This window comes from Cupriavidus sp. FW216-B1 (assembly GCF_058789195.1).
The window spans coordinates 160023-176679 of the sequence record NZ_JBYTEL010000012.1; the positions used below are offsets into that span (position 1 = coordinate 160023).

Here is a 16657-nt window from a genome sequence, read left to right on the forward strand (position 1 = left end):
CCATGAGCAATACCATGACCGCGCACGCCCACGCGGCGCACGACCACGCCCATCACGACGACGGCACCAAGACCACGCTCGGGTTCTGGATCTACCTGATGAGCGACTGCCTGATCTTCTCGGTGCTGTTCGCCACCTTCGGCGTGCTGGCGGGCAACACCGCCGGCGGGCCGGGCGGGCGCGAGCTGTTCGAGCTGCCGTTCGTGCTGGGCGAGACCATGCTGCTGCTGCTCAGCAGCTTCACCTTCGGCGTGGCGATGCTGTACATGCATTCCGGGCGCAGCCAGATGGTGGTGCGCTGGCTGGGCGTGACCTTCCTGCTCGGCGCCGGCTTCATCGCGATGGAGCTGTACGAGTTCACCGAGCTGCTGCACCGCGGCGCGGGCCCCGGCGTGAGCGCGTTCCTGTCCTCGTACTTCACGCTGGTCGGCACCCACGGCCTGCACGTGACCTGCGGGCTGGTGTGGATCGCCGTGATGATGCACCAGATCAAGCGCTTCGGGCTGGACGGCGTCACCAGCCGCCGCTTGAACTGCCTGAGCATGTTCTGGCACTTCCTGGACCTGATCTGGATCTGCGTCTTTACCTTCGTTTACCTGCGTGAGTTCGTATGAAGACCAAGCATCTCCACCCGGCCGGCGCCGCCGACGCCGCGCACGGCAGTTTCAAGGGCTACGTGGTCGGCTTCGTGCTGTCGGTGCTGCTGACCTTCGCCTCGTTCGGCGCCGTGATGCTCGACGTGGTGCCGCGCCACCTGGGCCTGGCGGCCATCGTCGCGCTGTGCGTGGCGCAGCTGCTGGTGCAGCTCGTGTTCTTCCTGCACATGGGCGCCGCGCGCGACCAGCGCCAGAACACCGCCATCTTCATCTGCAGCGCGCTGCTGATCGCCATCATCGTGGCGGGCTCGCTGTGGGTCATGCATAACGCCAACGTCAACATGATGCCGACGCAGATGTCGATGGAGCGCGCCAAGATGCGCGACTAGCCGGCCCGGCCGGCGCCGCGCGCGCCGCCGCGCCGCCTTTTCAATTCCACCGGACGGAATTGAAGGGCTGCAAAGCGGGGCGCGCGGGCCTATTCTCGTCTCCAACAAACGGGGCACCGCGCCGCTGGCGCACGGTGCCCCGGATTCCACGGAGACGACAGTGCATTCCCTTTCCCGTCGCGTCGCCAGCAGGCTGGCCGCGCTATCCGCCGCGCCGCTCGGCGCGTGCTTGTCCGCGCTGGCCCTCGCCGCCGCGTGCCTGCCGGCCACCGCCACGGCGGCCTTTCCCGACAAGCCCATCCGCATCGTGGTGCCGTTCTCCCCGGGCGGCGGCACCGACCTGATCGCGCGCACCATCGGCGTGGCCATGTCGCAGGACCTTGGCCAGCCCGTGGTGGTCGACAACAAGCCCGGCGGCGGCACCATCATCGGCACCGACAACGTGGCCAAGAGCGCGCCGGACGGCTACACGCTGGTGATGGCGACCTTCGCGCACGCCGTCAACCCGAGCCTGCAGCCCAAGCTGCCCTACGCCACCGATAAGGCGTTCGCGCCGGTGGTGCTGGTGGGCCGCTCGCCCAACGTGCTGGTGGTGCGCCCGGACAGCCCGTACCAGGCCGTGCAGGACCTGATCGCCGCGGCCCGCGCCAACCCCGGCAAGATCTCGTTCGCCTCGCAGGGACCGGGCACCTCGGCGCACCTCGCCGGCGAGCTGTTCAAGAGCCTGGCCAAGGTCAACCTCAACCACATTCCCTACCGCGGCGCCGGCCCGGCCATCACCGACCTGCTCGGCGGCCAGGTGGACCTGATGTTCGCCACCGCCTCGGCGGTCGGCAACCTGCTGGAGTCCGGCAAGCTGCGCGCGCTCGGCGTGACCAGCGCGCAGCGCTCCACCAGCCCCGACCTGGCCAGGGTGCCGACCATCGCCGAGAGCGGCGTGCCCGGCTACGTGGCGGAAAGCTGGTACGGGCTGTTCGCGCCCGCCGGCACGCCGGCGCCGGTCATCGCCCGCCTCAACGCCGCGGCCAGGAAGGCCGTGGCCACCGACGCCTTCCGCAAGCGCGCCGACGCCGAGGGGCTGATCGTCAGCCCCGGCACGCCGGAGGCGTTCGGCCGCTACGTGCGCGGCGAGCAGGCGCGCTGGAGCCAGGTCGTCAAAGACGCAAAGATCACCATCAACTGAACCGAGCCGCAGCCAGACACACCATGACCGACTATTCCTTCATCGAGCTGGAAACGCAGGACGGCATCGCCGTGCTGACCCTCAACCGCCCCGACAAGCGCAACGCCATCACCGACGATATGCGCAGCGAGCTGATCGACGCGCTGGAGCGCGTCACCGTCGAGCGCGGCATCCGCGCGCTGGTGCTGACCGGCAGCGGCAAGGGCTTCTGCGCCGGCGGCGACGTGGCCGGCATGCAGAAGCGCATGGACGCGCCGCAGGGCGAGGTCGGCTTCAACGGCTGGGCGCGCCAGCAGCGCGTGCACCACTCGGTGGCGCTGCTGCACGACATGCCCAAGCCGACCATCGCCGCGGTCAACGGCGCGGCCGCCGGGCTGGGCGCCGACATGGCGATGGCCTGCGACTTCGTGGTCGCCTCCGAGAGCGCCAGCTTTGCCTGGTCCTACATCCACCGCGGGCTGATCCCCGACGGCGGCGGCATGTATTTCCTGCCGCGCCGCACCGGCCTGTCCAGGGCCAAGGAACTGATCTTCAGCGGACGCAAGGTGGACGCGGCCGAGGCGCTGCGGCTCGGCATCGCCGACCGCGTGAGCGCGCCGGACGCGCTGCTGGCCGACGCGCGCAACTGGGCGGCGGAGCTGAGCCACGGCTCGCCCACCGCGCTGGCGCTGGGCAAGTCCATCCTCAACCAGAGCTTCGAGCTGCCGGCCGGGCAGGTGTTCGCGCAGGGCAGCCAGGCGCAGGGCATCTGCTACACCAGCAGCGAGCACCGCGCGTCGGTGCTGGCCTTCCTCAACAAGACCGCGGCCGCGGCGAAGGGCTGACGCGATGGCATCCGACCTGATTTCCACCGCCTCCACCGCCTCCACCGCCTCCACCGCCTCCACCGCCTCCGCCATCGCGCGCCTGGTCAAGCCGCGCAGCGTGGCGGTCATCGGCGCCTCGGCCGACCCGGCCAAGACCTCGGGCCGCCCGGTGTCCTACCTGACGCGGCACGGCTTCGGCGGCGCCATCTACCCGGTCAACCCGAAGGTGGACACCATCGGCGGCATCCGCTGCTACCCGGACATCGGCTCGCTGCCCGAGGTGCCGGACGTGGGCATCGTGCTGCTCGGCGCCGAGCGCGCGCAGCACGCCGTGCGCGAGCTGGCCGCGCGCGGCACCGGCGCGGCCATCGTGCTGGCCAGCGGCTACACCGAGACCGGCGCCGAGGGCGCGCGCCGCCAGGCCGAGCTGGTCGAGGCGGCCGGCAGCATGCGCCTGCTCGGGCCCAACACCATCGGGCTGGTCAACGTGACCGACGGCATTCCGCTGTCGGCCAGCGGCGCGCTGGAGATGGAGCATTTCCCGGCCGGCAGCATCGGCGTGGTGTCGCAGAGCGGCGGCATCCTCGGCGCCCTGCTGTCGCGCGCCGCGGCGCGCGGCATCGGCCTGTCCAAGCTGGTCTCCACCAGCAACGAGGCCGACCTCGACCTGGCCGACTTCATCGACTACCTGGCTGACGACGAAGCCACCCGCGTGATCGCGCTGTACGTGGAAAGCGTGCGCGACCCGGCGCGCTTTCGCGCCGCCGCGCTCAAGGCGGCGGCCGCCGGCAAGCCGGTGGTGGCGTTCAAGATCGGCCGCTCCGAGGCCGGCGCGCGCGCGGCGGTCTCGCATACCGGCGCGCTGGCCGGCGCCGACCGCATGTACGACGCGCTGTTCCGCCAGGTCGGCGTGATCCGCGCGCAGACCTTCGCCGACCTGATCGACATTCCCGCCGCGCTGGCGGCCGGGCGCGTGCTGCGCGGCCGGCGCGTGGCGGTGCTGACCTCGACCGGCGGCGCCGGCACGCTGGTGTCGGACAGCCTGGGCGTGTCCGGCTTCGAGACGCCGCCGCCCGACGCGGCCACCGCGGCACAGCTGCGCGCGCTGCAGAACGGCGACCACGCCGCGCTGGACCGCAATCCGATCGACGTCACGCTGGCCGGCCTGCAGCCCGACCTGCTGCGCGCGGCCATCCGCACGCTGCTCGACAGCCCGGGCTACGACGCCGTGGCGGTGATCGTCGGCTCCTCCGGCCTGGCCATGCCGGACCTGATGGCCGACGCCATCCGCGACTGCCTGCCGGGCAGCGACAAGCCGGTGCTGGCCTACGTCAGCCCGCACGCGCCGCACGTGGCCGCGGTGCTGAACCAGCGCGGCGTGCCGGCCTTCAGCGCGCCGGAAAGCTGCGCCGCGGCGCTGGGCGCGATGCTCGACGCGGCGCGCCTGCGTGCGGCGGCGGAGCAGGCGTTGGCGGCCGCGCCTGTCGCGCCTGTCGCGCCCGCCGCCGGCATCGCGGACCTGCCGTCCGGCTCGCTCGACGAGGCGCAGGCCAAGGCGCTGTTCGCGCGCTTCGGCGTGCCCACGGTGCGCGAGACGGTGGTGCGCGACGATGTGCAGGCGCAGGCCGCCGCGCGCGCGCTCGGCGAGCGCGTGGTGCTGAAGATCCTGTCGTCGGAGATCACGCACAAGAGCGACATCGGCGGCGTGGCGGTCGGCGTGGCGCCGCAGGACGTGCCCGCGCGGCTGGCGGCGATGCGCGCCGAGGTGGCCGGCCACACCGGCCGCGAGCCGGAGCGCTTCCTGGTGCAGGAGATGGTCGGCGGCGGCGTCGAGATGATCCTCGGCCTGCACCGCGACGCGCTCGGCACCGCGGTGCTGCTCGGCATGGGCGGCGTCGCCGCCGAGCTGTTCCAGGACACCACCCTGCGCCTGCTGCCGCCCGGCGGCGCGCTCTCGCGCGAAGAGGCGGCGGCGATGGCGCGCGAGCTCAAGACGTGGCCGCTGCTGGACGGCTACCGCGGCCGCCCCAGGGCGGACGTGCCGGCGCTGGCCGAGGCCATCGTCGCGTTCTCGCGCATGGCCGCCGCGCTCGGCGAGCGGCTGGTGGAGGCCGAGATCAACCCGGTGTTCGTGCTGCCGGCCGGGCAGGGCGTGCGCGCCGCCGACGGCGTGGCGGTCATCGCCTAGCCGGGACTCGCGCCGGGGGCTCGCGCGCCGGGCCGGTCTGTGCCAGACTGCTGCCCTCGGCGCCGCATTTCCGTCCAGCGGAAATGCGGCGCTTCATGCCATCGGAGGCCGCAGTGGATTCGGAGGATGCAAGCAGCCGCGCGCGCGGGCGGCCAGCCAGCCAGCTTGCCAACCGCTCGCTGGAGCGCGGCATCGCGCTGCTGCGCGCGTTCCGGCCCGGCTCCGAGGTGCTCGGCAACGGCGAGCTGGCCGAGCGCACCGGGCTGGCGCGCTCCACCGTCAGCCGCCTGACGCAAAGCCTGGTCGAGACCGGCTTCCTGCAATACGACCCCGACCTGCGCGCCTACCGCCTCGGCGCGCCGGTGCTGAGCCTGGCGCACGCCATGCGCACCGGCTCCACCGTGCTGCAGCTGGCCGCGCCGCTGATGCGCGAGCTGGCGCAGGCCGAGCACATCAACGTCGGGCTGGCGATGGCCGACCAGGACGAGATGGTCTACCTGGAATCGATCCGCTACAGCCGCAAGGTGTCGCTGCGCAACGTGGTGACGGGCCAGCGCGTGCCCATCGCGCTGACCTCGCTGGGCCGCGCCTGGCTGGCGGCCGCGCCCGCGCATGAGCGCGAGGCGCTGATGCGGCAGTTCCGCCAGCGCTTCTCCGCGCACTGGCCCGAGCTGGAAGCGGAGATCCTCGAGGCCATCGACCACGTGCAGCGGCACGGCTGGTGCGCCGCCGGCTGGCAGCCCGAGGTGGTGGCGCTGTCCACGCCGATGCAGCTTGGCCACTATCCGCTCCACGTGCTCAACGTCAGCACCTCCACGCGCGCCGGCGTGGCCGCGGCCAGCCGCGAGCTCAGGCCGCACCTGATGCGGCTGGCGGCGCAATTGCGGCAGGCCTTCGAGCAGGCGCGGCCGGACTGACGCGACGGGCAGGGCGCACATGGCGCGGCGGCGCGGATCGGTCCGTCCGCCGCGCCACGTGGCTGGCCGGCCATTTCCCGCGCGCGGTCGGGCGGCACCTGACTGCCTTCCTGCGCTTCTTCCTGCATCTCCTCCTCATCCCGCCGGGGACCGCGTCCGCATAATTACTTGACATATAAACTATATAGATCTAAATTAAATTGCGCCCCACGATAACGGAACCGCTGAATGGCCGGATGCCGGAACAGCGGTCGGAACAGCGCAACGGACGAGCGCAAGCTCAAGGAGACCTGGTGATGAAGATCGTTTGCATCGGCGGCGGCCCGGCGGGCCTGTATTTCGCGCTGCTCATGAAGCAGCAGAACCCGCGGCACGAGATCGTGGTGGTGGAGCGCAACAAGCCTTATGACACCTTCGGCTGGGGGGTGGTGTTCTCGGACGCCACGATGGACAACATGCGCCGCTGGGACCCCGTCACGGCCGACGCGATCCAGCAGGCCTTCAACCACTGGGACGACATCGAGCTGGAATTCAAGGGCCAGGTGATCCGCTCGGGCGGGCACGGCTTCGTCGGCATCGGCCGCAAGAAGCTGCTCAACATCCTGCAGGAGCGCTGCGAGCAGCTTGGCGTGAAGCTGGTGTTCGAGACCGAGGCCGACTCCGACACCGACTATCCCGACGCCGATCTCGTCATCGCCAGCGACGGCATCAATTCCCGCGTCCGCGACAAGTACGCCGGGACCTTCCGGCCCGACGTGGTGGTGCGGCCCAACCGCTATATCTGGCTGGGCACGCACAAGCTGTACGACGCCTTCACCTTCCTGTTCGAGAAGACCGAGCACGGCTGGTTCCAGGCGCACATCTACAAGTTCGACGACAAGACCACCACCTTCATCGTCGAATGTCCCGAGCACGTGTGGCTCGCGCACGGGCTGGACAAGGCCGACCAGGAACAGTCGATCGCCTTCTGCGAGAAGCTGTTCGCCGCCAACCTCAAGGGCGCCCCGCTGATGACCAACGCGCGCCACCTGCGCGGCTCGGCGTGGCTCAACTTCCAGCGCGTGGTGTGCGAACAGTGGTGGCTGCGCAATGCGCACGGCAGCCACGTGGTGCTGATGGGCGACGCCGTGCACACCGCGCACTTCGCCATCGGCTCGGGCACCAAGCTCGCCTTCGAGGACGCCATCGAGCTGACCCGGCAGTTCCGCCTGCTCGGCGACAGCCCCGACCAGATCGAGGCCGTGCTCACGCGCTACCAGGAAGCGCGCCGCATCGAGACGCTGCGGCTGCAGAACGCGGCGTGGAACGCGATGGAATGGTTCGAGGTCTGCGGCGAGCGCTACTGCGACCAGTTCGAGCCGCCGCAGTTCATGTACTCCATGCTCACGCGCAGCCAGCGCATCAGCCACGAGAACCTGCGCCTGCGCGACCAGCCGTGGCTGGAAGGCTACGAGCGCTGGCTGGCGCGGCGCGCGGGCGTGCCGGTGGCGGACGGCAGCGCGCCGCCGCCGCCGATGTTCACGCCGTACACGGTGCGCGGGGTCACGCTCAAGAACCGCATCGTGGTCTCGCCGATGGCGCAGTACTCGGCCGTGGACGGCGAGCCCGGCGACTATCACCTCGTGCACCTGGGGGCGCGCGCGATGGGCGGCGCCGGGCTGGTGTTCGCCGAGATGACCTGCGTCAGCGCCGAGGGCCGCATCACACCGGGATGCCCGGGCATGTACACGCCGCGGCAGCAGGCGGCGTGGCAGCGCATCGTCTCGTGGATCCATGCCAGCACCGACGCGAAGTTCGCCATGCAGATCGGCCATGCCGGCGCCAAGGCGTCGACGCGCACGGCCTGGGACGGCATCGACCAGCCGCTGGCGTCCGGCAACTGGCCGGTGATGGCGGCCTCGCCGCAGCAGTATCTCGAAGGCGTGAGCCAGACCGCGCGCGAGATGACCCGGCGCGACATGGACGAAGTCAAGGCGCAGTTCGTCAACGCGGCCAAGGCCGCGGCGGAGATCGGCGTGGACTGGCTCGAGCTGCATTGCGCGCACGGCTACCTGCTGTCGGGCTTCATTTCGCCGCTGACCAACCACCGCACCGACGAATACGGCGGCAGCCTGGCCAACCGCCTGCGCTATCCGCTCGAGGTGTTCGCCGCGGTGCGCGCCGCATGGCCGCAGGACAAGCCGATGTCGGTGCGCATCTCCGCGCACGACTGGGTCGAGGGCGGCATCACGCCGGACGACGCGGTGGAGATCGCGCGCGCGTTCAAGGCCGCGGGCGCCGACATGATCGACTGCTCCTCGGGCCAGGTCAGCAAGAAGGAGAAGCCGGTCTACGGCCGCATGTTCCAGACGCCGTTCGCCGACCGCATCCGCCAGGAAGCGGGCATCCCGACCATCGCCGTGGGCGCCATCAGCGAAGCCGACCACGCCAACAGCATCCTCGCCGCGGGCCGCGCCGACCTGTGCGCGGTGGCGCGCCCGCACCTGGCCAACCCGGCGTGGACGCTGACCGAGGCGGCCAAGATCGGCTACGCGCCGGTGGACTGGCCGCGCCAGTACCGCTCGGCCAAGGCCCAGATGGAGGCGAACTTCGCGCGCGAGAAAGCCGCTTCGGCGAACTGACGCACGGCGACCATCCACACCGCACCGAGGAGACCGCGACATGGCCGACAGCGCCCACGTCGACACGTTCGCCCGCGACAACCTGCCGCCGGCCGAACTCCAGCCGGCGTACCGGTTCGAGCTGCCCGAGCTGCAGTTCGGCGAGCGCCTGAACTGCGCCACCGAGCTGCTCGACCGGCACGTCGGGCAGGGCCGCGGCGAGCGCATCTGCATCCGCGCGCCGGGGCTGGCGTGGACCTACGCCGAGCTGCGGGACAAGGCCAACCGCATCGCCAACGTGCTGGTGCGCGACATGGGGCTGGTGCCGGGCAACCGCGTGCTGCTGCGCGCGCCCAACAACCCCATGCTGGTGGCGTGCTGGTTCGCGGTGATGAAGGCCGGCGGCATCGCGGTGGCCACCATGCCGCTGCTGCGCGCCAAGGAGCTCAAGGCCATCGCCGCGATCGGCCGCGTCACGCACGCGCTGTGCGACGCGGCGCTGGCCGCCGAGCTGCGCCTGACCGCGCTCGACGCGCCGGCGCTGCGCCAGATCCGCCATTTCAACTACGACGGGCCGGACAGCCTGGAAGCGGCGATGGAGCGCGCCTCGCCGCATTTCGACAACGTCGACACCGCGGCCGACGACACCTGCATCTTCGGCTTCACCTCGGGCACCACCGGCGTGCCCAAGGCGACCATGCATTACCACCGCGACGTCATGGCCATCTGCGCCTGCTGGCCGCGCCACGTGCTGCGCGCGAACGAGGACGACGTCTTCATCGGCAGCCCGCCGCTGGCGTTCACCTTCGGCCTGGGCGGGCTGGTGCTGTTCCCGATGTCGCTGGGCGCCTCCACGGTGCTGCTGGAGAAGGCCAGCCCGCCGCAACTGCTGGACGGCATCGGCGAATTCGGCGCCACCGTGCTGTTCACCGCGCCCACGTCCTACCGCACGCTGGCCGCGCGCAGCATCGAGGTGCGGCGCACGCCATTGCGCAAATGCGTGTCGGCCGGCGAGGTCCTGCCGGCGGCCACGCGCGCGCTGTGGAAGGAGGCCACCGGCATCGAGCTGATCGACGGCATCGGCGCGACCGAGATGCTGCACATCTTCATCTCGCACGACGAGTGCGGCGCGCGCCCGGGCGCCACCGGCAAGCCGGTGCCAGGCTACCGCGCCAGGGTGGTGGACGCCGACGGCCGCGAAGTGCCGCCGGGCACCGTGGGCCAGCTTGCCGTGCAGGGTCCGACCGGATGCCGCTACCTGGCCGACGCGCGCCAGCGCGACTACGTGCGCGATGGCTGGAACCTCACCGGCGACGCCTACCTGATGGATGCCGACGGCTATTTCTTCTACCAGGCACGCGCCGACGACATGATCGTCTCGGCCGGCTACAACATCGCCGCGCCCGAGGTGGAGGACGCGCTGATCCTGCATCCGGCCGTGGCCGAGTGCGCGGTGATCGGCGTGCCCGACGGCGAGCGCGGCCAGATCGTCAAGGCCTTCGTCGTGCTGCGCCCGGGGCAGGCCGGCGACGCGGCGATGGCGAAGGCGCTGCAGGACTTCGTCAAGCAGACCGTGGCGCCCTACAAATACCCGCGCGCCGTCGAATTCACCGACAAGCTGCCGCGCACGCAGACCGGCAAGCTGCAGCGCTTCAAGCTGCACGGGCCGCAATGAGCGCGGGCTTGACCGTCAGGCAACCGACCAGAACCCAACCGACCTGGAGCCAACCGTCATGCAAGTCCTCCTTCCTCCCGGCTGGCCGCGCCCACGCGGCTACGCCAACGGCGTATCCGCGCGCGGCCGCACGGTGTTCGTGGCCGGCATGATCGGCTGGGATGCCGACGGCGTGTTCCACACCGACGATCTCGCGGGGCAGGTGCGCCAGGCGCTGTCGAACATCGTCGCGGTGCTCGCGGCCGGCGACGCCCGCCCCGAGCACATCGTGCGCATGACCTGGTACGTCACCGACAAGCGCGCCTACGTGGCCGCCTACCCGGAGATCGGCAAGGCCTTCCGCGAGATCATCGGCAGCTTCAACGCGGCCATGACCGCGGTGGAGGTCTCGGCGCTGATCGAGGACCGCGCCAAGGTGGAGATCGAAGTCACGGCGGTGGTGCCGGACTGAGGGCAAAAAAAAAGAGCCCGTGCGGCGGACTCGAAGCGGCTCTTTCTGGTGCATCCTCTTGGCGGGTTTCTCCTCCAACTCTTCCGGTCGGGCGCTCGTGTCGAATGAGCGGGACCAGTGTAGCGGCGGAGATTCGCCACGGCAGCTAGGGAAAGCGATCAGGCACGCCCGCGTGTTTCCACGCTTGCGCCGCACTGCCGCCATCGCTATCGCTCCGGCCGGGTGATGCGCTCCACGGCGCGGCGGATGACGGGCGCTGCCAACACGACGACCGGCAGCATGACCAGCCACGACATGGCCCACGAGCGCAGCCAGTGACCGATGAAGGTGCCTTCGGCGACGAAGGGCAGGTTCGCGATGGCCGCGGCGATCGCGCAGGTCAGTCCCGACTGGAGAACGCCAAAGACGAAATGGCCATATCGGCTGGGAATATGCGGCATGGGGTCCGGCCTGCGCTTGCGAAGGCGTTTGCGGAGGCGTTTGCGATGGAGGAGAAGCGCCGGCGGGAGCGGCACGGCGCGCCGGCCGTGCCGCTCCCGGCCGCGCTACGCGAGTTGCGCCACCGCTTCCCGGGTCGTCCACAGCGCGTGCGCGAGGAACCGGTAGTTGATGATGGCGGCCAGATAGCCGTCCCCGTCGGGCAGGCGCGGGCCGGCGGTGGCGTCCCGGACCACGGCGACCTCGAAGCCCTGTTCGATCAGTTCGCGCAGATGCGACTCGATGCACATGTTGGCTGCCATGCCGGCCAGGATGACCTGCGAGACGCCTTTCTTGCGCAACTGCAGCACGAGATCGTTGGTCTCCGGGCCATAGACCTTGTGCGGCGAGGCGATGACGGTCTTGCCGTCGAGGATGTAGGGCTTGTATTCCTCGAGGAAGTCGGCGCCGGAACCCTCGAACTCGTCCACGGTGAGCGAGCCCTTGCGGTCGAACATGCCGATGCTGTGCATGACCTTCTCCAGGGGGCCGCCGAAATGCCATTCGTGGTCCTGGGGATAGTAGTAGTGCGGCGACACGGCGACCGTGATCGCGGCGGCCTTGGCGGCCTGGAACAACCGGCCGATGTTGGCCACCGTGTCGTTCTCCGTGATGCTGGCGCCGACCATCGACCAGGTTGCGCCCTGCGGGCTCAGGAAGTCGTTCTGGGGATCGACCACCACCAGCGCGGCCTTGGTGAGGTCCAGCCTGAAGCCGGTCGCCGGCAAGGCGGGGTTCGCCGGATCGGCGTAGGGGCTGGCCGCGGCCTGCTGGTTCGCGTCGGAGTTGCTTTGCTGGGTCATGACATTCCTCTGTGCTCGGGATGGGTTGGTGCTTCGGGGACTGGCGGGCGGCTCCCGCCGGATGCGGCCGGTCTCTTTTATAAGTGACCAGTCGGTTTATAAAAAGCGGAAAAAAAATCAGCGCAGCAGGCGCGGCAGGACAAGGCTCTCGAAACGCGCGAGCGCCGCGCCGCTGCGCTCGACCTTGCCGCGCATCACCGCACCTTCGAAGCCTTCGACGAGAATCGCCGCGAGCGCGTCCGGATCCTGCCCGGCCGCCAGATCGCCGCGCTCCTGCGCTTCGCGCAGGCAGGCGCTCAGCGCGCTTTCCCAGCGGCCCAGCACGCCGGACAACACCTGCCGCGTTTCCGCGCTGTTGTTCGACAGCTCCAGCGACAGGTTGCCGATCAGGCAGCCCAGCGTGAAATCATGGCGGCGGTGGTCCTCGGACAAGGCGTGGAAGAACCGCGCAACGCGCTCGAGCGGCCGGACGCGCGCATCGTACAGGAGCGGCCCGTGCCGTGCCTCGATCGACAGCCAGTAGCCTTCGAGGATCTCGCCGGCAAACGACTCCTTGCTGTCGAAGTAGTTGTAGAACGAGCCCTTCGGCACCTCGGCCGCGGCCGTGATGTCCTGCACGCCGCAGCCGTTGAAGCCCAGCTCGAGCACCACGTCGCGCCCGGCGGCCAGCAGGCGGGAACGGACTTCGGGATTGGCGGGTCTTGGCATGGTGGATCGTGCTATGGGTTGGGACGGGTTTTAAGATAGTCGGTCATCTATTTATTGTCAATGGGAAGCTGGTTTGTTTCGTGAGTTGGATGACCGAGGGGGAGAAGCTTGGGGCGTTGCTGGCGTTCGGGACGACGCGCGCCAAGGGGAGGTGAGTCGTGCGCAGTGTTCACTTGCGGAAGACCGGCGTCATCGGACGTGCTCATTCTTCTGGTCGACATCGGGATGTCGTTTCGAATATTTCGAGTATTTCGAGAATGTGCTAGCATGGAACGCATGACTACCAAGCAGGCTTCCTCCCCTTCCCGCAAGCGACGTACCGCGCCGGCCGCCAGCCAGGCGACCAGGGCGCGCGCGGAGCCTGCCCGTGGCGTACCGATGTTCGAGCTGTCGTTCGACGTCGAGCCGGTCGTGTCCGTTGTCCGGCGCCACGTCAAGCTCAGCAAGGAAGCCGACGAGGCTATCACGCACGAACTGGTCGAATTGCTGGGGGGCGCGATCGTGCAGCTGTGGACCACGGAGCACAAGGCGCCGGCTCGACGGGCCGCGCCGGCTCGCAAGGAGGATCCGCTGCTCACCACCGAGCAGGCGGCGCGGCTCGTCGGCGTCAGCCGGCCCTACATGGCCAAGCTGATCGATTCCGGCGCGGTGGAACTGCATCAGAAGGTCGGCAACCAGCGCCGTGTGCTGCGCAGCGCCGTGACCCGCTGGCAGGAGGCTGAACGGGCGCGGCAGGCCAGGGCGCTCAAGCGTCTGGCCGAGGATCTGGACGAGGAAATCCTCTCGTCGTGAGCATTCCTGTCGTTGCCGATGCCGATACGCTGTTTGCGGCCACGACGCGCGGGATGCTGATCTATCTCGACTACGAGGGGCCGATCAAGCTGCACTGGTCGCCGCTGATTCTCGATGAGGTTGGCCGGGCGCTGGTGGAGACCGGACGGAGGAAGACGCTGGAAGATGCCAGGGCGCACGAGGCGCGCATGCGCGATGCCTTGCCCAATGCGCTGGTGTCGGTGAAAGACGTGCAGGCCCAGTTCCAGGCCGTGGCGCCGGCAGTGCGGTCCGCGAAGGACGCGCACGTTGCAGCTTGCGCGCACTACCTGATCGCCGCCAAGGCATATCCCGGCACGCCGGCGGTCGCGCTGGTGTCGCGCAATACCAGGGATTTCAGGAAGGCCGCGCTCGCTGGGCTAGGTATCGTGCTGCAAAAGCCGGATGCCTTTCTCGACGGATTGACCGTGGCACAGCCGGATGAGGTCGCGGCGGCGTTCCGCCGGTTCCGTCTGGATCTGGCTTCCAGGCCCGAACCGGAGGCGCTGCTGGCGCGCCTGGAGCGGGATGGGCAGGTAAAGACCGCACAGCGGCTGCGCGGCTTGCATCAGGCGCGGACGATCGCGCTCTAGGCTTGTTCCTCAGGCGATGGTGGCGCCCGGTCGATTTTCTGTCCCGGGAGCAAACTCCGCGCAACCGCAGGCCGCAGGCAAATCGCAGACAAGAAAAAAGGGCTTCCAGTTGCCTGGAAACCCTTTTCAAATACTGGTGGCGAATCAGGGACTCGAACCCCGGACCTGCGGATTATGATTCCTTTCGACTGTTCCATATAATCAACAGGTTACAGCAAGAATATATTCCGCAAATCACCCAATAACACCGGCCGGAAAGCCGCTTAAAACCGTAGTTCAAATGCGGTTTGCGGAACGGATTACCGGGTGGGCTTGACCTTGTCGCCGCGGCGTTGGCGCACGTAGCGCTCGGTCATGGCCACCGAGGCGTGACCGAGCTGCTGCTGGGCCTGCCGAATGTCCCCAGCCGCGTCGGTCTTGTCCGTGCCGGCCTTCGCGCGCAGGTCGCGAAACTGGAAGTCGTCGAACTTCACGCCCGCCGCTTCCCGCGCCTTGTCGAAGCGAGAGCGCAGCGCCTCGCGGCCCAACCTGGCCCCCTTCTCGTTGACGACAAGCGCCGTGCTCACCACTTTGTATCCCTTCTTGCGCGTCCGAATGCGTTCGATCAGCGCGGCCAGTTCTCCCTCCACGGCGATACGCAGCTTCTTCCTGGTCTTCCCCTGCTGGATCTCCAGTTCGCAGGCGCCGTTGATATGGCGCTCGTCGAACCTCAGCGTGTCGGCGGGTCTCTGGCCGGTCAGGTAGGCCAGATCCATAGCGTCGCGCGTGGGTTGATCGGCGGCCTTGTAGACCGCCTGGAACACGTCGTCTTCGACATACACGTCGCGTCCATCCTCGGTGTTCCGCTTCACCCCAAGGCACGGATTGGACGCCCTCGTCAAACCGGTTTCGCGCGCATAGTTGAAGACGTGCGAGAACAGGGCGATTTCCCGGTTGGCTCGCACATGGCCAGGATTCTCCGGCGCCGGCCGCGCCATCTTCGCATACCATTCGCGCGCCTTGCTCTCGCGCCAGCGGAAATAGGAGCGGATGTGAGTAGGCTCAATATCTTCCAAGGCCGCGTCCTGAAAATATTCATTGAGATACTCGAATTCCTTGAGGTTGTCCTCCTGCGTGCGACGGCCTTTCTTGGGCAGCACCTCGACAACGTATTTTTTGCGCGCGTCAGGCCAGGTAGCGAAGGCGGAGGATGGGGCCTCGATTTGCTCGAGCTCCGACCATTTCCGCACGGCAACGATGAAATCATCTCCGAGCGGCATTTCCCTGCGAGGCTTGCCGCCGGCATCGTAGTAGTAGTACGTCTTCTTGCCGCGCACCCGTGCGCGCATGCGGGGGGGCAGGTTCAGATTGACGGTTGGCTTTCGTCCCATGGCTTAGCCTACGAGAGCGAGGGTTGGGGGTTGCCACTTCTTGCGGGGTGCTTCCGATGCGGATTGGCCGCGCGAGGCGCCTTCGATGGCGCTACGAGCAATGACCGGGCGGCCGCGGGCATTCGTCCAGAACGGGATGCCAGAGGTGCGGAGCCACGCAATCTGCAGTTCCTCGCGGCTCTTCCCATTCTGGCCAGTCCGGATCCCGGACAGCTCGGCTACCTCCTCTGCCGACAGGAACGTGTCGCTCATTTCTTCCCTCCAATACCCCAGGCGCGCCGGGTCGTTTCAATCATACGTGCTGCTGCTTCGGTCATTCCAGTTCCTGCTCCGCCTGACGCATCGCTGCCGTGAGCGTCGCCATTTCTTCGTGCGAGCCACCGCGGTCCGGGTGCGCCGACTGCGCGCGCCGGCGGTACGCCGCGCGGACGGCCGCCAGATCCTGCTCGCCGGCCGGGACGCCGATCACCTCGCGCCAGCCCTTCGGCGCCGCCGGCGACGGCAGGGCGGTGAAGCCGGTGAACGCACGGTCCAGGATCTGGGCGCCGCCGTGTCGCTCGATCGCGCGCAGGGCCTCCAGCGTCGCCGCGATAGCGGCCAGGTTGTCGGCCACCGCGCGGTATCGGTCGATGGCCATCACGCGCGGCGCGCCGGCGCGGTCCTGCCAGTAGACGGCGGCGCCCGGGTCGGCGGGCTCGCGCTGGCCAGAGCGCGGCAGGCCGTCCAGGCGGACAGCCACGTTGGTGCTGATGACGGTCGAGCCCGGCCGCGCGCCGAGGCGTGCCAGCTCGTCGAGCACGCGGTTTGTGCCGTCCGAGACGGTCAGGGCCTTCTTGCTGCGGTAGACGGTCGAGGTGCCGTCCGACCACCGGTGTTCGGTGGAGGTGCCGCGGCCGAACTTCGCCTCGGCGCGCTGGGCATCGGTCTTGCGCGGCCAGCCGGTCGGCCAAGCCAGCGGGTATCGGGTGATCGTGTCGGTACTCATAGGGTTGGTATCTGGTGGTTACGCATGGGGTTGGTAGGGAGCGGGCCGTACCGCGCCAGCGACGTACAGCGGGTGCTTGGGGCTGCCGTCCTTGTTCAGGCCCAAG

17 protein-coding genes are annotated in these 16657 nt (G+C 69.2%); 11 read left to right on the top strand and 6 right to left on the bottom strand.

All coding sequences use genetic code 11. From position 1 onward, the window contains the following. Positions 1 to 2: 2 nt before the first annotated feature. From cyoC to AC3WXD_RS23510, 9 genes are all read left to right on the top strand, one after another. A complete protein-coding gene (gene cyoC, locus AC3WXD_RS23470; RefSeq protein ID WP_492324799.1) occupies positions 3 to 614 on the top strand; it encodes a cytochrome o ubiquinol oxidase subunit III in 612 nt (203 codons plus the stop codon). Then, on the top strand, positions 611 to 985 hold the full coding sequence (gene cyoD, locus AC3WXD_RS23475) for a cytochrome o ubiquinol oxidase subunit IV (protein ID WP_059410572.1): 375 nt from the start codon (positions 611 to 613) through the stop codon (positions 983 to 985). The genes cyoC and cyoD overlap by 4 nt, the downstream gene beginning before the upstream one ends. A 229-nt stretch (positions 986 to 1214) precedes the next feature. Further along, entirely contained in the window at positions 1215 to 2168 is a 954-nt protein-coding gene (locus AC3WXD_RS23480; protein WP_492324810.1) for a tripartite tricarboxylate transporter substrate binding protein, read from the top strand. 23 nt (positions 2169 to 2191) lie between these two features. Beyond that, a complete protein-coding gene (locus tag AC3WXD_RS23485; protein ID WP_492324800.1) occupies positions 2192 to 2992 on the top strand; it encodes an enoyl-CoA hydratase/isomerase family protein in 801 nt (266 codons plus the stop codon). A gap of 4 nt (positions 2993 to 2996) precedes the next feature. Continuing rightward, positions 2997 to 5162 (top strand): acetate--CoA ligase family protein, encoded by a 2166-nt coding sequence (locus AC3WXD_RS23490; RefSeq protein ID WP_492324801.1) that lies wholly within the window; start codon positions 2997 to 2999, stop codon positions 5160 to 5162. A 113-nt stretch (positions 5163 to 5275) separates the two neighbouring features. Next, on the top strand, positions 5276 to 6079 hold the full coding sequence (locus AC3WXD_RS23495) for an IclR family transcriptional regulator (RefSeq protein WP_020423895.1): 804 nt from the start codon (positions 5276 to 5278) through the stop codon (positions 6077 to 6079). A gap of 296 nt (positions 6080 to 6375) precedes the next feature. Next, positions 6376 to 8700, top strand: coding sequence for a bifunctional salicylyl-CoA 5-hydroxylase/oxidoreductase (locus AC3WXD_RS23500; protein WP_492324811.1), 2325 nt, complete (start codon positions 6376 to 6378; stop codon positions 8698 to 8700). A gap of 40 nt (positions 8701 to 8740) precedes the next feature. Continuing rightward, positions 8741 to 10354 (top strand): AMP-binding protein, encoded by a 1614-nt coding sequence (locus AC3WXD_RS23505; RefSeq protein ID WP_454730971.1) that lies wholly within the window; start codon positions 8741 to 8743, stop codon positions 10352 to 10354. A 58-nt stretch (positions 10355 to 10412) separates the two neighbouring features. Then, positions 10413 to 10805 (top strand): RidA family protein, encoded by a 393-nt coding sequence (locus AC3WXD_RS23510; protein WP_454730972.1) that lies wholly within the window; start codon positions 10413 to 10415, stop codon positions 10803 to 10805. Between the two features lie 206 nt (positions 10806 to 11011). Here the strand turns inward: AC3WXD_RS23510 and AC3WXD_RS23515 are convergent, their stop codons facing one another. From AC3WXD_RS23515 to AC3WXD_RS23525, 3 genes are all read right to left on the bottom strand, one after another. Further along, the gene (locus tag AC3WXD_RS23515) at positions 11012 to 11245 is read right to left on the bottom strand and encodes a DUF2798 domain-containing protein (protein WP_059410576.1); all 234 of its coding nucleotides are present in this window, start codon (positions 11243 to 11245) and stop codon (positions 11012 to 11014) included. A 105-nt stretch (positions 11246 to 11350) separates the two neighbouring features. After that, on the bottom strand, positions 11351 to 12085 hold the full coding sequence (locus AC3WXD_RS23520; RefSeq protein WP_454730973.1) for a cysteine hydrolase family protein: 735 nt from the start codon (positions 12083 to 12085) through the stop codon (positions 11351 to 11353). Positions 12086 to 12202: 117 nt separating this feature from the next. Further along, positions 12203 to 12793, bottom strand: coding sequence for a TetR/AcrR family transcriptional regulator (locus tag AC3WXD_RS23525; protein ID WP_020204394.1), 591 nt, complete (start codon positions 12791 to 12793; stop codon positions 12203 to 12205). A 276-nt stretch (positions 12794 to 13069) separates the two neighbouring features. Here AC3WXD_RS23525 and AC3WXD_RS23530 point away from each other — a divergent pair, with 276 nt between their 5' ends. Together AC3WXD_RS23530 and AC3WXD_RS23535 are read left to right on the top strand one after the other, a co-directional pair. Continuing rightward, positions 13070 to 13585 carry a helix-turn-helix domain-containing protein gene (locus tag AC3WXD_RS23530; RefSeq protein ID WP_492324802.1) on the top strand — a complete coding sequence of 172 codons (516 nt, stop codon included), beginning with the start codon at positions 13070 to 13072 and terminating at the stop codon, positions 13583 to 13585. After that, positions 13582 to 14196, top strand: a complete 615-nt coding sequence (locus AC3WXD_RS23535) for a PIN domain-containing protein (RefSeq protein ID WP_492324803.1) — start codon at positions 13582 to 13584, stop codon at positions 14194 to 14196. Before AC3WXD_RS23530 ends, AC3WXD_RS23535 begins: the two co-directional genes overlap by 4 nt. 299 nt (positions 14197 to 14495) lie before the next feature. Here AC3WXD_RS23535 and AC3WXD_RS23540 read toward each other — a convergent pair whose 3' ends face one another. The 3 genes from AC3WXD_RS23540 to AC3WXD_RS23550 form a co-directional block, all read right to left on the bottom strand. After that, entirely contained in the window at positions 14496 to 15566 is a 1071-nt protein-coding gene (locus tag AC3WXD_RS23540; protein ID WP_492324804.1) for a tyrosine-type recombinase/integrase, read from the bottom strand. A 3-nt stretch (positions 15567 to 15569) separates the two neighbouring features. Further along, complete coding sequence (locus tag AC3WXD_RS23545; RefSeq protein WP_492324805.1) at positions 15570 to 15818, bottom strand: DUF4224 domain-containing protein; 249 nt, start codon at positions 15816 to 15818, stop codon at positions 15570 to 15572. A gap of 61 nt (positions 15819 to 15879) precedes the next feature. Then, positions 15880 to 16551 carry a hypothetical protein gene (locus AC3WXD_RS23550; protein WP_492324806.1) on the bottom strand — a complete coding sequence of 224 codons (672 nt, stop codon included), beginning with the start codon at positions 16549 to 16551 and terminating at the stop codon, positions 15880 to 15882. Positions 16552 to 16657: the final 106 nt, after the last annotated feature.